A 14,876-nucleotide genomic window follows, 5' to 3' on the forward strand; every position below is an offset into this window, starting at 1 on the left:
CGTCAGTGCACCTGTTCGGGTGGAAGGGGCGGCTGGGAGGTCCGCGTGCCCTCGGGCGCTCCGCCTCGCGCCTCCAGGTAGGCACGCACGGCGGAGCCCACCGTGGGGTAGAGCCGGTCGTGCCCCAGCCGCGCGAGCAGCCCCGAGCGCCGGAGCACCACGCGCATGGGGCCCCGCGCCTGGGCCACGGCGAGCACGATGCCCTCGTCCTCCAGCTCGCGTCGCACCTTCTCCAGGCTCTCCGCGGCGGTGATGTCCAGGTCGAACACGGAGGAGGCATCCAGCACGAACCACTCCACCGGGGCGCGGGACTCCGCCACCAGCTTGCGCACCTGTTCGCGCAGGAAGCGGGCGTTGGCGAAGAAGAGGGGCGCGTCGAAGCGGTAGACGACGAGGCCGGGCACCGTCTCCGCGTCCGCGTGGCCCTCCACGTCGTGCCAGCCGGGCACGCCCTCGCGCTCGCCCAGGATGGCGTCGTGGGGGTGCGCCGCGCGGCGGATGAGGTCCACCAGCGACAGCGCCACCGCGATGAGGATGCCCTGCAGGATGCCCAGCAGCAGCACGCCCAGCGTCGTCACCACCGCGAGCAGCGCCTCCACCGGCCGGATCCGCCACAGCCGGACGACGGGCTGCACCTGCAGCAGGTACACCGCCGCGACGATGACGATGGCCCCCAGCGTGACCAGGGGCAGCTTCTCCAGGAGCGGCGTGAGGAACAGGCTGAACAGCAGCACCACCCCCGCCGCGCCCACGCCCACCGCCTGCGTGCGCCCCTTCATGGATGCGTTGACCGCCGTGCGGGAGTCGCTGCCCGTCACCGGGAAGCCCTGCGTGAGGCCGGTGAGGAGGTTGGCCGCCGCCTGTCCGAAGAACTCCTGGTTCGCGTCCAGCCGGTAGCCGAAGCGGTCCGCGTAGATGCGGCCCGTGAGCACGGAGCTGGCGTAGTTCACGAGCGCGAGGCTGAAGGCCGCCGGCAGGAGCTCGCGCACGTCGGAGAAGCCGACGGCGGGCAGGCCGAACGCGGGCGCCGCCGCGGAGATGCGGCCCACCACCTTCACGCCCCCGTTGTCCAGTTGGAACCACCACGCCAGCAGCGTGGTGACGACCACCATCACCAGCGGCGCGGGCCAGCGCGGCAGCCAGTGGCGCATCTCCACCAGCGCCGTGACGACGGCCAGCCCCAGCAGCAGCGTGGGCACGTGCGTGTGGCCCACGTTCGCCGCCACCTCCGACAACTGCCCGGTGAAGGCGTTCGACTTGCGCTCCAGCCCGAGCATCCGGGCCAGCTGGCTGCCAATGATGATGAGCGCCGCGCCGTTGACGTAGCCGATGAGGATGGGCCGCGACAGGAAGTCCGCGAGCGCCCCGGCGCGGCACAGCCCGCCGATGAGGCTCACCACGCCCACCATCAACGCCAGCAGGGCCGCGAGCGACGCCAGCCGCTCCGGCCCGCCGCTGGCCAGCAGCGGGGCCATCGCCGTCGCGGTGAGGATGGACGAGCCCGCCTCCGGCCCGAGCAGCAGGTGCCGCGACGGGCCGAACAGCGCGTAGGCCAGCATCGCGAAGACGCCCGCGTACAGCCCCGCCACCGGCCGCGCGCCGACGATCTGCGCATAGGCCAACCCCTGGGGGATGAGCATGGCGCCCACGGTGAGCGCCGCCAGCGCGTCCGTGCGCAGCCACTCGCGCCGATACGTGAGCGCCTGCTCGACGCCGGGCAGCGCACGCCGCAAGAGCCGCCCGAGCGTGGCCGAAGTGCGCTGCATGGCCCGTCCACCTCTCTCACCGTCACCTGCCGTGCCGCGTGCGTGCGGACACCTGGCGCAAGGAAGGGTGGAGGCGCCCGCGCCTCGCGGCATCACCGCCCTGGGTGCGTTGCGGCCATCCTCTCCAGGACAGGCACGCTCACGCGCCCGCGTGCGCCCGCCGGCCCGCCGGCAGCGACGGCCCGCCGCCGCGCCCGGCCGCCTGGTGGCGCTTGTTCCAGAGCTGGTAGGGCACCAGCGCCAGGGTGCGGAGCACGAGGTACAGGCCCATGACCGCGAGCAGGTTCTTCATGGGGTAGGTGCTGCCGCCCAGGCAGAAGGCGAAGGCCGGGTTGCCGAGCACCGCGGAGAGGGCCAGCGCCGTGCGGTCCTCGGGCCGGGGCCGGCCCGCCACGTGGCCCAGGGCCGCGGAGCCCAGCGTCACGACCAACATCGCGACCAGGTTCCAGAGGCTCAGGTGCTTCAGCAGCGGCAGGCCGGCGACGAGCATCGTCACGGCGGCCACGCCCAGCGCGATGTTGAAATAGACCTTCACCGGCTTGAGCAGCCGCCGCGCCCAGCGCGGGGCGCCCTTCTGGAGGCCGATGCCCAGGGCGAACGGCACGAAGAACGGGAGGATGACCCGGGCCAGGAGCGTCCGGTATGGCGGCGTCTGGATGACCAGGGGGAACAGGTGCTCCAGCAACGCCAGCGACAGCGGCAGCAGCGCGATGGCGATGAGCGACAGGGTGACGGACAGCGCCAGGGCCAGCGGCAGGTTTCCCTTCTGCTGGGACACGGCGTTGAGGGCCATGGGCAGCCCCGGGCAGAACGCCATCAGCGCGATGACCCCGGCCGCGACGGGCTGGAGCGGCAGCACCTTCGTCACGAGGAGGGCCAGCGCCGGCACCGCCACCAGACACACCACCAGCCCCCGGACGAACGCCGGCTGCCGCGCGCCCTGGCTCAGGTCCCCCAGGTGCCACGACAGGCCCTGCGACAACCCGAGCGCGACGATGACGGTCGGGAGCATCAGCCCCAGGAGGGCTTGCAAGGCATGCATCAGGGGCCCTCCGGGAAGATGCGCTTCCAGTCCTGGCGCATGCTGACCACCGTCCAGCCGCCCTCGCGCGCGGCCTTCAGCGACGCCTCGTTCTTCTCCGAGTAGGCGAACTCGCGCTCCGCGTCGTCGTGGTTGATGAGCAGGGCGAAGCCCGCGCGGGGCTGCTCCTTCGTGTACTGGAGCATCTGGATGTCGCCGCCGGAGCGGACGTTGCCCGCGGCGAAGACCGGCCGCCGCCCGATGCGCTGTTCGATGCCCACCGGCTTGCCCGCCTTGTCATTGATGTGGTCCACCTTCGCCTCGCGGCGCAGCACGGGGTGGCCGTGGTTCTCGTCGAAGCTCTCCTTCAGGTCGCTGCCGATGACCTGTTGGGGCGGGATGCCGTAGGTCTCCTCGGAGATGACGCGCATGAAGTCGGTGCCGCCGCCCGAGCTGATCCACGTCTGGAAGCCGTGGGCGCGCAGGTACTGGAGCAACTCCCGCATGGGGACATAGGCCAGCTGGGTGTACGGCACGCCGAACTTCGGGTGGCGGGCGGTCTTGAAGAAGGCACGCGCCTCGTCCGCGAACGCGACCTGCGTCGTGTCCTTGTGGACGGCGGCGAACAACGCCATCAACTGGGGCTCGTCCATGGAGGAGAGCAGGGCGAGGTCGCCTTCCAGCACGGCCTTGAAGGGCTGCTTTCGCGCGAGCGACGCGTCCTTCTTCACGAGGGCCTTGACCTGTTCGCGCAGGAAGACGCCCTGGACGACGGGCTTCTCCTGCCAGAGCGTGCCGTCGTTGTCGAAGGTGGCGATGCGCTCCTCCGGGGGGATGAAGCCCGGGTCGCCCTCGGTGGTGGAGCGGGTGACGAAGTCAATGATGGACTGCTTCACGGGGCCCTCGTTCCAGGAGGGCAGCGGATCCGCGGCGAGCGCCTGGACCGGGGCGGACACCAGGAGGACGAACGCCCAGAGCAGGCAGGTCCGAGGGTCAAGGCCTTCGCGGATGGGTCGTGCCACGGTCGCCTCCTGTCGCGCCATCCCCCGGACGCCACCCCGAGGAGTGTGGGACCGGCCCCGTCACTCCACAATGAAGCATGGAGGCAGAGGGAGGAGGGCCTGCTGTGCCCGCCCGTCAACGAAGGACGGGAGCCTCCGGCGACGGGAGGAAGCGGCGCGGCACAGGCCCCCCATGAACCCAGGCAGCAACCAGCGTGTCCGGGTTCCCGCCATCGTGTTCTCCCCCGCCTGTGCCGCGCCCGGGATGAAGCTGGTGAGGAAGTAGAGGCCGCGCCCACGGCCCCGGGAGTCGCAGTCCTCTGTCCGCAGGCGAGGGACGCCGCCTGCCTTCAGACGACCTCCCGGCGAAGCAGCGCCCGCCACTCCACGACGGCGATGACGATGAGCACCAGCACGAGCAGGAAGAACGCGCCGTTCCACTGCGTGCCGGGCATGCCGCCCAGGTTGACGCCCAGCAGGCCGGTGATGAACGACAGCGGCAGGAAGACGCCGGAGATGATGGTGAGCAGGTAGAGGATGCGCTGGCTCTTGGCGTCCTGACGGGCCTTCTCGTCCTCACGGAGGATGCGCGCACGTTCAACCAACGCATCCAGCTCCTTGACGATGGAGCCGGCCCGCGCGGCGTGATCCTTCAATTGGTCCCGCTGGGCGTGCAACCAGTCCACGTCGAGCAAGCCGACGCGCACGACGGCGTCGCGGCAGAGGGAGACGAAGCGGCGTTGTTCCACGAGGATGCGGCGCAGCCTGCGAAGCCGCTCCGCGTTGGCGTCCTCGTCGCGGCGCTCCTCGAAGCGGGCTTCCAGTTCGGATAGCCTGTCATCCAGGTCGGCGAGACGCAGGGCGGACTCCGCGAGGGCGGTGCCAGCGAAGGTGATGAAGAGCTCCGAGGCTTGGGGGCCCCGGCCCGAGGCCAGCCTCCGCCGCAGGTCGGCGATGGCGGGCTGGTCGGCGGCGGCGACGGTGACGCTGCGATCCACCGTCCCCAAGATGCGCAGCGTCCGTTGCGGAGCGTCCACGTGCACGACGTCCGGGTGGAGCATCAGCAGCACGAGCTGATCTCCGCCGATGACGTCGATGCGGACGCGGTTCACTTCAGCGAGCAGGGAGTCCCGCGCCTCGGGGGACAGGTGGAGCAGCTGCTCCAGGGCGCGAGGCAGGTCGGGGAGGTCCGGGGGCAGGTTCAACCAGAGGTGTCCATCCGAGGGCTTCCACTCCGGGAGCGCGTCCAGCGGAAGAGGACGCGCGCGCCCCTGGTCATCGAGCAGGAACGCGAAGGTCTCCCCAAGCTCATCCATGTCCGCCTCCCCCGCGTCCTGCGTGGAAGGTGGCGAGGAACCCCAGGAGGACCAAGGTCCCAGGCGGCCCATCAGCCTGCCGCCCGGCGACTGCTCACCCCGGATCGAGCGACCAGGTTCCCTCGGCCCAGCGTTCGAGCGTCTGCCGCGCGCCAAAGGGAACAAGGCCCTGCCCCTTGGCGGCGGACGGGGCGCCGCGTTGGTGCCACACCATGGCCGTCACCGCTTGTGGGTCATGGCCGCCAGTTGGCCCTGTGCAGGCGGATGCACCGTCGATGTCGGCCGATTTCCGCGTGTCCCGGGGCGAGACACGCCCACCACGCCCTCCCCGTCCCGCCAGCCCCTCCCGCGCGGTCGGCGATGACAGGCCGCCACGGGCAGGCCCCGCTGCCTCCTCCTGATTGTCCATTGCCTGCCGCGTTCCCACCCCTAGGGACAAACCTCGACGTGAAAGGACCCCGTCCCCATGGCCCGGAAACCACGCTTCCCCCTGCGGGTGGACCACACCGTCTATCCCCGCCCCGAATACCGCTTCCCCAAGGCCCGCATCGGGCTCACCTACAAGGACTCCCGGGCGGACTACCCACCCTTGCAACCCGCCCCGGACAAGGCGCCCAACATCCTGCTCGTGCTGCTGGATGACGTGGGCTACGGCTGGTCCAGCGCGTTCGGCGGACTCGTGGACATGCCCGTCGCGGAGCGGCTGGCGCGGGGCGGACTCAAGTACTGCCAGTTCCACACCACCGCGCTGTGCTCGCCCACCCGCGCCGCGCTGCTCACCGGGCGCAACCACCACAGCGTGTCGTCCGGCAACATCGGAGAGGTGGCCACCGGCTTCCCCGGCTACACCGGCATCATCCCGAAGAGCTGCTGCACCATCGCGGAGATCCTTCGCGAGAACGGCTACGCCACCGGCTGGTGGGGCAAGAACCACAACGTCCCCGACAACCAGACCAGCCCCGCCGGCCCGTTCGACAACTGGCCCACCCAGCGCGGCTTCGACACCTTCTATGGCTTCATCGGCGGAGAGACGGATCAGTTCTACCCAGCCCTCTACCGGGGCACCGAACCCGTGGAGGCCGGCCGCACGCCGGAGGACGGCTACCAGCTCACGCGCGACCTGGCGGACGACTGCATCCAGTGGATGCGCCAGCAGAAGTCCATCGCCCCCGCCCGCCCCTTCTTCGCCTACTTCTCCCCGGGCGCCGCGCACGCGCCGCACCAGCCCCCGCTCGACTGGCGCGGCCGACATCAGGGGAAGTTCGACATGGGCTGGGACGAATACCGCCGCCAGGTGTGGCAGCGGCAGCTGGAGCTGGGCGTCATCCCCCCCGGCACCCGGCTCACCGAACGCCCCAAGGAGATCCCCGCCTGGGAGGACGCCACGCCGGAAGAGCGGCGCTTCTACCTGCGCCTGATGGAGAACTACGCCGACTTCCTCTCCCACGCCGACAACGAGGTGGGCCGCGTCCTGCAAGCCCTCCAGGACCTGGGCGAGGAGGAGAACACGCTCGTCCTCTACATCATCGGAGACAACGGCTCGAGCGCGGAGGGCTCCCTCACCGGCACCCTCAATGAGATGGCCGTGCTGGGCGGCGACACGCCCGACATCGAGGACCTGCTGCCGCGCATCGACGACATCGGCCTGCCGGGCACCTCGCCGCACTACCCCGTCGGGTGGGCGTGGGCCGGCGACACGCCGTTCCAGTGGACCAAGCAGATCGCCTCGCACTTCGGCGGCACGCGCAACCCGATGATCGTCTCCTGGCCCCGCGAGGTGGAGGACCCGGGCGGCATCCGCTTCCAGTTCCACCACGTCATCGACATCCTCCCCACGCTGCTGGAGGTGATTGGCATCGCGGAGCCCACGCAGATGCACGGCGTGCCGCAGAAGCCCATCGAAGGCGTGAGCCTGGCCTACACCTTCGACGCGAAGCACGCGGACGCGCCCAGCCACCGCACCACGCAATACTTCGAGATGTTCGCCAACCGCGCCCTGTACCACGAGGGGTGGATGGCGTCGTGCCGTCACGGGCGGCTGCCGTGGGTGAACATCGGCGGCGCGGACTTCGACGCGGACCGCTGGGAGCTGTACGACCTGCGCCGGGACTTCAGCCAGGCGCAGGACCTGTCCGCCCAGCACCCGAAGAAGCTGCGCGAGCTCCAGGACCTCTTCATTGTGGAGGCCGCGAAGTACGACGTGCTCCCGCTGGATGACCGCTTCGTCGAACGCGCGGACGTGAGCCTGCGCCCCAGCTGGTTCCACGGCCGCAAGCGGGTGACGTTCTACGAGGGCATGACGTACCTGCCGGAGGGCAGCGCCCCGAAGACCCACAACGTCAGCTACACCCTGACCGCGGGGGTGGACATCCCGGAGGACGGCGCCGAGGGCGTCATCATCTGCCTGGGCGGCGACGTGGGCGGCTGGACGCTCTACATGGACCAGCAGCGGCTGGTGTACCACTACAACTTCTTCGACATGGTCCGCTCGGAGGTGGTGTCGTCGCAGAAGGTGCCCACCGGCCAGGTGGAGCTGTCCCTGGCGTTCACCAACGAGTCCACCACCCTGGGGGGCCCCGCCAGCGTGCGGCTCTTCATCAACGGCCGCGACGTGGGGGGGCTGCATCTGGAGCGGCAGACCCGCGCCCGCTTCAGCACGGAGTGCATGGACGTGGGCATGGACCACCGCGCCCCCGTGAGCCCCAAGTACCGCGACCGGATGCCCTTCCGGTTCACCGGCCGCATCGAATACGTCACCTTCGACTTCGACCTGGAGAACGCCAACCGCGAGCTCACCCCGGCGGAGCGCCTGGAGCAGCACGTGCGGCTGGATTGACGTCAGCGCCCGGCGCGAAGGCGCATGCCACGCCTTCGCGCCACGGCCTCAGGCATCGCGCCAGCGCAGGGACAGCACCGTCAGCGCCACGAGCGCGCTGCCCGCGCCCGCCACCGTCAGCAGGGGGCGGCGCAGCCGCGCGCCCAGGGCCTCCAGCGCCCCCACGGTGACTTCGCGGCTCGCCCGCCGCAGCCGCTTCCGGTTCCGCGGGACCTCACGCCAGCGTCGGCCTTCATCCGCGAGCGCGCCCCCCGCGCCCCGGACCGTCGCGGCGGCGGTCCGCTCCGCGAGCCGTTCCAGGGAGGACGTCAGCGCCTCACCCGAGCCCCCCGAGCCCCCCGGGCTCGCCGCCAGCTCCTCGCGCAGGCCCGCCGCCAGCCCGCGCACGAGGTCCTGGCCCGCGCGCTCCACCCACCCCACCAGCAGCCCCGAGTCCTCGCGCAGCTTCGATTCGATGCCCGCCACCAGTCCCCGCCCCACCCTCGCGGCCACCTCCTCGCCCAGCGGCGCCAGCGCACGCACGTCCTTCGTGAGGAGGGGCAGCGACTCGTGGAGCTGCGCGGTGGCGGCCTTCACCACGCCCCGGGCCATCACCTGGGCGCGCTCACCGGGTGCGTGGATCTCCTCCGTCCGGGAGTGGGCGAACTTCACCGCTTCATCGAAGAGCTGGCCCAGGCGCACCATGAAGGCGTGCAGGGGCAGCCCCCCGTCCCGCCACTCCCGCTGGAGCGCCTCCAGGGCCCCTTCCATGGCCGCGCCCGCGAGCGCATGGGCCGCGGCCGCGGGCTCCACCTGCTCGCGCTCGGCGGCGTCATGCGCGAGCCGGCCCAGCACGGTGAGCACGTCCTGGATGAGCGAGCGCAGCTGCCCGTCGAACTCCGGCAGCTCGTCGCGCAGCCCGTCGGCGGCGCCTCGCACCGCGCCGCTGGCGGCCTCGCTCGCGGCGAGCCGCTCCAATGACAGGGCCAGGTTGCGAAGTGCCTCCAAGGGCCCCGTGCGCCGCGCGATGCCCATGGAAACACCCCACCTTCTCGCGGGCCTTGCACCCGCGAATGAAGAGAGTTCCCTTCACACGCTGCGGAGGCACGAGGGCCGCGGCAAGGACACCCAGGCAGGCCGGCCTCTCCCGCCCCGCGCGCCCCACCCCCTGGGGCGGCAACGCCAACCGGGCACCCGCCACCCTCAATGCCGGCTCCTGATTGTCCACGGTCCGTCGCGTCCCCACCCCTAGGGACAACGATTGGAGCGTGTCCCCATGGCGACGAAGGCAGCGAAGAAGAAGCAACCCAACATCCTGGTCATCTTCGGAGACGACATCGGCTACTGGAACCTCAGCGCCTACAACCTGGGCGTCATGGGCTACCGCACGCCCAACATCGACCGGCTGGCGAAGGAGGGGGCGCTCTTCACCGACTACTACGCCCAGCAGAGCTGCACGGCGGGCCGCGCGGCCTTCATCACCGGTCAATGTCCCTTCCGCACCGGCCTCACCAAGGTGGGCATGCCCGGGGCGAAGGTGGGGCTCCAGCCCGAGGACCCGACCATCGCGGACCTGCTCAAGCCCCTGGGCTACGTCACCGGCCAGTTTGGAAAGAACCACCTGGGCGACCGCGACGAGTTCCTGCCCACCGTCCACGGCTTCGACGAGTTCTTCGGCAACCTCTACCACCTCAACGCGGAGGAGGAGCCGGAGAACGTGGACTACCCCAAGGACCCCGAGTTCCGGAAGCGCTTCGGGCCGCGCGGCGTGCTCAAGAGCAAGGCGGACGGCAAGGGCGGCCAGACGGTGGAGGACACCGGCCCGCTGACGAAGAAGCGCATGGAGACCGTGGACGAGGAGTTCCTGGGCGCCACGCTGGACTTCATCGACCGGGCCCACTCCGACGCCAAGCCCTTCTTCGTCTGGTTCAACACCACCCGCATGCACATCCACACCCACCTGCGGCCGGAGTCGCAGGGCCGCACCGGCCTGGGGCTGTTCCCGGACGGCATGGTGGAGCACGACGGGCACGTGGGGCAGCTGCTCTCCAAGCTGGACGCGCTTGGCATCACCGATGACACCCTCATCATCTACACCACCGACAACGGCTCCATGACGAGCATGTGGCCCGACGGCGGCACGACGCCCTTCCGCGGCGAGAAGGACACCAACTGGGAGGGCGCGTTCCGGGCCCCCTGCCTCGTGCGTTGGGCTGGCACGGTGAAGCCCGGCACGCAGTTCAACGAGCTGTTCTCCTCCGAGGACTGGCTGCCCACGCTGCTGGCCGCCGCGGGCGAGCCCGACGTGGTGCAGAAGCTGCTGGAGGGGCATGACGCGGGCGACAAGCACTTCAAGGTCCACCTGGACGGCTACGACCAGACGGCGCTGCTGTCGGGCAAGGGCGAGACCCGGCGGGACGAGTTCTTCTACTTCGGCGACGACGGCGAGCTGGTCGCCATGCGCTACAAGCGCTTCAAGCTCGTCTTCGAGGAACAGGACGCCACGGGCATCGAGGTGTGGTCGCAGCCCTTCACCAGCCGGCGCGTCCCGCTCATCTTCGACCTGCGCGCGGATCCGCTGGAGCGCGCCGAGTCCTCCGTCGGCTACTTCGCCTGGCTCCTGGACCGCTCCTTCGTGCTGGTGCCCGCCCAGGCCCTGGTGGGGCGCTTCCTCGCCACCTTCCAGGCGTTTCCCTCGCGCCAGCATCCGGCCAGCTTCTCCATTGATCAGGTGATGGCGAAGCTGGAGAACGGGGCCGCGCCCATCCACTGAAGGACAGGAACGGCGCTCCACCGCCCGGGCCGAGCGCCCCGCGGTGGAGCCCCGCGGGCCGTCCCAGGCCGCCAGCCGGGTGTTTCCAATCCATCGCCGCCCGGGAGAGTCTGCTTGTGCGCTCCGGGCCGTTGAGGCATCCGGAGGCTCCCTCCCGGAACCTCGCGACATGACCGACTCCCCGCCCCCGGCCCCCCAGGACGCAGCGCCTCGCACCAAGCGGTGGCGCCGCGCGGCGCTGTGGGCCCTGCTGGCCGTGGCGGTGCTGGAGGTGGCCATCAACGTGGCGCTCAACGCGGGCGTCACCCAGGCCATCATGCGCCGCTCGACGGACCGCACGCAGCTGACGTGGCGGAGCGCGTGGTGGCTGTGGCCCGTGGGCCGGCTCCACCTCCGGGACTTCACCCTCACCCAGCAGGACTCGAACGTCTGGTGGAAGGTGGAGGTGGACGCGCTGGAGGCCGGGATGTCGCTGACGGGCCTCCTGCGAAAGCGCGTGGAGGTGCACGGCATCGACGGGCACGGCGCGAGCTTCCACCTGGAGCCGTCCTCGCTGCCCGAGGGCCCGCCGGGCCCCGTCAGCAAGCCCTGGGTCATCCTCCTGGAGGACGTCACGCTGCACGACGTGCGCGAGCTGGACTTCAGCCGGGTGCGCTTCGTGGGAGGCCTGGACGTCACGGGCACGCTGGACCTCCAGTCCCGCGAACGCCTGAGGGTGGACCTCCCGTCGGTGCGCGTGGGCGAGGGCTTCATCGAAGTGGACGGCCAGCGCGTCGCGAGGCTGGAGTCGCTGGCCTCGCGGGCACTGCTCGACGCGCCCTTCCAGGAAGGCGAAGGCCACGACCTGTCCCAGGCGCTGAGCGGCGAACTCCAGGCGAAGGTGGACGTGCTGCCGCTGGACTGGATCAACGAGCAGCTGGGCGCCAGCGCTCCGGTGTCCCTCCACGGCGGCGCCGGACGGGTGGAGTTGGACGTGCGCATGCGGCGCAACACCCTGGAGCCGGGCAGCCGGTTGACGGCCTCCGGCGCGGAGCTGGACGTGCGCGCGGGGCCCATGCGGATCCAAGCCCCGTGGACCGTCCACGCCGCCATGGACGCGCAGCCGCGGGAGCAGCCGTCGGGGACGCTGCGGATGGCCTTCACGCCGGTGCGAGTGTCGGGCCCCCAGGGCCACAGCGTGGAGATACCGGAGGTGGCCCTCACCGTGCTGGCGCGGCGGCGCGAAGGGCGACCGGGCATGGACCTGGAGCCCGCGCTGCGAGTGGCGAAGAGCAAGCCCCTGGACCTGCGCGTGCTCAACCCCTGGCTGGGGCGGACGCTGGAGGTGGACTCCGGCCACGTGACGGTGCGCAGCGAGGAGCCGCCCAAGGGCGAGCGGACGCGCGACTCCCTGTCCCTGCGCATGGACACGGACCTCGTCACCGGACGCATGGGCGAGAACAAGGTCCTGCTGCGCGCGGAGGTGGAGGTCGATGCCCGGCACCTCTCGCTGGACATGACGGAGCTGGGGCTGGCGGGGACGACGCTCAAGCTGAGCCAGGTGTCCTCCAATGGCCCGGTGCCCATCCGCGCCTGGAGCGGCACCTTCAGCCTGCCCCGCGCGAGCCTCACCCTGTCCCCCACGGTGCTGAGGGCGCGCTTCTCGAGCCAGCTCACCGACACGCAGCCCCTGGTCGCGCTCATCACCTCGTCGAAGCGGCTGCCCGCCTTCGTCACCTCCCTGCTCAACATCCCGAAGGTGGAGGTGACGGGGCAGGTGCAGATCGACGAGCGCGGCCTCCAGCTGCGTGAGCTGAAGGCGAAGGGCGAGGGCTTCTCCCTGGACGGCCACCTGGACCTGGTTCAGGGCAACATCACGGGCGCGCTGCTGACGACGCTGGGCGTGGTGACGGGCGGCATCGAGTTGAGGCCCGGCCACCACGACCTGCACCTGCTGAACGCGAAGGCGTGGTTCGAGGGCCAGCCGGTGCCGCCGTTCCGCTAGGTCAAAGCGCCAGGAGTACGTCCAGCTGCACCTGCAAGGCGTTGGCTTCGTCGTGTCTTCCGAGGCTGACGTAGAGCGCCACCGCCTCCCGCCGCTCTTGAATCTCCCGCGCGATGACGGCCCGCACGGCGTCCGGCGTCAGCTCCAGGCGGGGCACTTCCCCACTCCCCAACCCACCGGCGGTTCCGGCGACGGCGCCACGGACGGAGGGGGGCGCGACGCTCACGTCGGGAGCCTCCGCGTTGTCGAGGGCCGCGAGCGTCTCACGCAGGACGGCCGAAGCCAGCGCGCTCCGGGTGCGCAGCGCCTCTTTCAGGGCGGCGCGAAGCGTCGACTTCCATTCAGCGACGGTTCTCATGTCCCCTGCCATGCCAGTCCTCCCTCCGGATGCGGTCGTCGACCCGGGGACGAGAGTCGACCGTCCGACCCTCCAGGCTGTCAACGCTGCTACGCGCGCACCTCGTCCCGCGGTGAGGGGGCGGGGTTTTGCGTGCCCTTGGGCGCGCAACCGTGCGACAAGGCGGGCGCTGCGACACCCCCTGGAGGACGGCATGGCGGAGATGACCTACCGGACGGCGCTGGTGACAGGCGCCTCGAGCGGGCTGGGACGTGGACTGGCGCTGTGGCTCTCGAAGCACGGCCTGCGCGTCTTCGCGACGGGCCGGCGGCTGTCTCAGCTGCAGGCCCTCTCCGCGGAGGCCCAGGCCGCGGGCGCCACGGTGGAGCCCATCGTCATGGACATCACCCACGCGGAGGCGGCCCAGGAGCGCATCCGCGCCATCGACGCGGAGTGTGGCGGCCTGGACCTGGTGGTGGCCAACGCGGGCGTCGGCGGCCCCACGCATGGCAAGCGCATGGACTGGGACAAGGCGCGCGCCATCATCGACACCAACGTCACCGGCGCCGCCGCCACGCTGTGCGCGGTGCTGCCCCAGATGGTGGAGCGCCGCCGGGGCCACGTGGTGGGCATCTCCAGCCTCGCGGGCCACCGGGGGCTGGCCGGCCATGCCGCCTACTCCGCGTCCAAGGCCTTCCTCGCCACCTTCCTGGAGAGCCTGCGCGTGGACCTGAAGGGCACGGGCGTCGCCGTGACGTGCGTCTACCCGGGCTTCGTGAAGAGCGAGCTCACCGCGAAGAACCACTTCCCCATGCCCTTCCTCATGGAGACCGACGACGCCGTCGCGCGCATGGGCCGCGCCATCTTCGCGGGTGAGACGGAGGTCAGCTTCCCCTGGCAGCTCGCCACCTCCATGCGCCTCTTGAAGGCCATGCCCAACCCCCTGTTCGACGCCACCGCGCGCCGCTTGAAGTGAGAGGAGCCCGCCCATGACGACCCCACTGACGTCCTTCGCCGAGCGCTTCGCGAAGCTCGCCGACGCGCGCTCGCCCTTCTGCCTGGGGCTGGACCCCTCGCGCGACGTGCTCGCCCGCTGGGGGCTGCCGGACACCGCGCAGGGCCTGTCCGACTTCTGCGAGCGCCTGGCCGACGCGGCCGGTGACACGCTCGCGGTGGTGAAGCCGCAGAGCGCGTTCTTCGAGCGCCACGGCCCCGAGGGGCTCGTCGTCCTCCAGCGCGTGCTCCGGCGCTTCCGCGCCGCCGGCACCCTCACCCTGCTGGACGTGAAGCGCGGCGACATCGGCTCCACCATGGACGCCTACGCGGAGTCCCTCTTCGGCGAGGGCAGCGCCTACGACGTGGACGCCGCCACCTTCACCGCGTACCTGGGCCTGGGCGCGCTCGCGAAGACGGTGGAGCGCGCGCGGGCCCACGGCGCCTGCGCCTTCGTCGTCGTGCGCTCGTCCAACCCGGAGGGCGTGCCCGTGCAGAACGCCGTGGGCGGCGACGGCCGCACCGTGGCCCAGGCGGTGGCGGACGGCCTGCGCGAGCTGAACGAGAAGGCGGGGCCCGGCGTGCTCCCCGCGGGCGCGGTGATGGGCGCCACGCTCCCCCCGGCGGACCGCGACGTGGTGGAGCGGCTGGGCGGCGCGCTGCTGCTCACGCCGGGAATCGGTTCGCAGGGCGCGGGCTTCAGCGACCTGCCGAAGCTCTTCTCCGGCCGCGAGCGGCAGGTGCTGCCCACCGCCGCGCGCTCGGTGCTGGAGGCGGGACCGGACGTGGCCGCGCTGAAGCGGGCCCTGGAAGCACATCAGGCGCCCTCGCGTGGTTTTCGCGAAGGCGCCTGAGGGGCACTGCCACCGG

General features: G+C 71.4%; 11 protein-coding genes. 5 read left to right on the forward strand and 6 right to left on the reverse strand.

Features of this window, described 5'->3' with window-relative positions; all coding sequences use genetic code 11:
* Positions 1-2 precede the first annotated feature (2 nt).
* From FOF48_RS10245 to FOF48_RS10260, 4 genes are all read right to left on the reverse strand, one after another.
* The gene (locus tag FOF48_RS10245; protein ID WP_143900398.1) at positions 3-1,766 is read right to left on the reverse strand and encodes a SulP family inorganic anion transporter; all 1,764 of its coding nucleotides are present in this window, start codon (positions 1,764-1,766) and stop codon (positions 3-5) included.
* Between the two features lie 139 nt (positions 1,767-1,905).
* Positions 1,906-2,808, reverse strand: coding sequence for a bile acid:sodium symporter (locus tag FOF48_RS10250; RefSeq protein WP_143900399.1), 903 nt, complete (start codon positions 2,806-2,808; stop codon positions 1,906-1,908).
* Positions 2,808-3,809, reverse strand: a complete 1,002-nt coding sequence (locus FOF48_RS10255) for an HAD family phosphatase (RefSeq protein WP_255442033.1) — start codon at positions 3,807-3,809, stop codon at positions 2,808-2,810. Before FOF48_RS10255 ends, FOF48_RS10250 begins: the two co-directional genes overlap by 1 nt.
* A gap of 329 nt (positions 3,810-4,138) precedes the next feature.
* Positions 4,139-5,104, reverse strand: a complete 966-nt coding sequence (locus FOF48_RS10260; protein ID WP_186001850.1) for a CorA family divalent cation transporter — start codon at positions 5,102-5,104, stop codon at positions 4,139-4,141.
* A gap of 466 nt (positions 5,105-5,570) precedes the next feature.
* Here FOF48_RS10260 and FOF48_RS10265 point away from each other — a divergent pair, with 466 nt between their 5' ends.
* Entirely contained in the window at positions 5,571-7,940 is a 2,370-nt protein-coding gene (locus FOF48_RS10265) for an arylsulfatase (protein ID WP_143900405.1), read from the forward strand.
* Positions 7,941-7,988: 48 nt separating this feature from the next.
* On the opposite strand, the gene FOF48_RS10270 is transcribed toward FOF48_RS10265, so the two are convergent.
* The gene (locus tag FOF48_RS10270; protein ID WP_143900407.1) at positions 7,989-8,954 is read right to left on the reverse strand and encodes a hypothetical protein; all 966 of its coding nucleotides are present in this window, start codon (positions 8,952-8,954) and stop codon (positions 7,989-7,991) included.
* Between the two features lie 241 nt (positions 8,955-9,195).
* Between FOF48_RS10270 and FOF48_RS10275 the strand changes: the two genes are divergently transcribed.
* Positions 9,196-10,692, forward strand: a complete 1,497-nt coding sequence (locus FOF48_RS10275) for an arylsulfatase (protein ID WP_143900409.1) — start codon at positions 9,196-9,198, stop codon at positions 10,690-10,692.
* A gap of 169 nt (positions 10,693-10,861) precedes the next feature.
* On the forward strand, positions 10,862-12,676 hold the full coding sequence (locus FOF48_RS10280) for a hypothetical protein (RefSeq protein ID WP_143900411.1): 1,815 nt from the start codon (positions 10,862-10,864) through the stop codon (positions 12,674-12,676).
* 1 nt (position 12,677) lies between these two features.
* On the opposite strand, the gene FOF48_RS10285 is transcribed toward FOF48_RS10280, so the two are convergent.
* Entirely contained in the window at positions 12,678-13,034 is a 357-nt protein-coding gene (locus FOF48_RS10285) for a GatB/YqeY domain-containing protein (RefSeq protein WP_143900413.1), read from the reverse strand.
* A gap of 193 nt (positions 13,035-13,227) precedes the next feature.
* Between FOF48_RS10285 and FOF48_RS10290 the strand changes: the two genes are divergently transcribed.
* Together FOF48_RS10290 and pyrF are read left to right on the forward strand one after the other, a co-directional pair.
* Positions 13,228-13,989, forward strand: coding sequence for an SDR family NAD(P)-dependent oxidoreductase (locus tag FOF48_RS10290; RefSeq protein WP_143900415.1), 762 nt, complete (start codon positions 13,228-13,230; stop codon positions 13,987-13,989).
* A 13-nt stretch (positions 13,990-14,002) separates the two neighbouring features.
* Positions 14,003-14,860 carry an orotidine-5'-phosphate decarboxylase gene (gene pyrF, locus FOF48_RS10295; RefSeq protein WP_143900417.1) on the forward strand — a complete coding sequence of 286 codons (858 nt, stop codon included), beginning with the start codon at positions 14,003-14,005 and terminating at the stop codon, positions 14,858-14,860.
* Positions 14,861-14,876: the final 16 nt, after the last annotated feature.

This window comes from Corallococcus sp. Z5C101001 (assembly GCF_007352635.1).
GTDB classification, from domain to species: domain Bacteria; phylum Myxococcota; class Myxococcia; order Myxococcales; family Myxococcaceae; genus Corallococcus; species Corallococcus silvisoli.

Coding starts and splice junctions, on each gene's coding strand:
- FOF48_RS10260 (WP_186001850.1), bottom strand. CDS start 5,104: ATGGATGAGCTTGGGGAGACCTTCGCGTTCCTGCTCGATGACCAGGGG.
- FOF48_RS10290 (WP_143900415.1), top strand. CDS start 13,228: ATGGCGGAGATGACCTACCGGACGGCGCTGGTGACAGGCGCCTCGAGC.
- FOF48_RS10245 (WP_143900398.1), bottom strand. CDS start 1,766: ATGCAGCGCACTTCGGCCACGCTCGGGCGGCTCTTGCGGCGTGCGCTG.
- FOF48_RS10250 (WP_143900399.1), bottom strand. CDS start 2,808: ATGCATGCCTTGCAAGCCCTCCTGGGGCTGATGCTCCCGACCGTCATC.
- pyrF (WP_143900417.1), top strand. CDS start 14,003: ATGACGACCCCACTGACGTCCTTCGCCGAGCGCTTCGCGAAGCTCGCC.
- FOF48_RS10270 (WP_143900407.1), bottom strand. CDS start 8,954: ATGGGCATCGCGCGGCGCACGGGGCCCTTGGAGGCACTTCGCAACCTG.
- FOF48_RS10280 (WP_143900411.1), top strand. CDS start 10,862: ATGACCGACTCCCCGCCCCCGGCCCCCCAGGACGCAGCGCCTCGCACC.
- FOF48_RS10285 (WP_143900413.1), bottom strand. CDS start 13,034: ATGAGAACCGTCGCTGAATGGAAGTCGACGCTTCGCGCCGCCCTGAAA.
- FOF48_RS10265 (WP_143900405.1), top strand. CDS start 5,571: ATGGCCCGGAAACCACGCTTCCCCCTGCGGGTGGACCACACCGTCTAT.
- FOF48_RS10275 (WP_143900409.1), top strand. CDS start 9,196: ATGGCGACGAAGGCAGCGAAGAAGAAGCAACCCAACATCCTGGTCATC.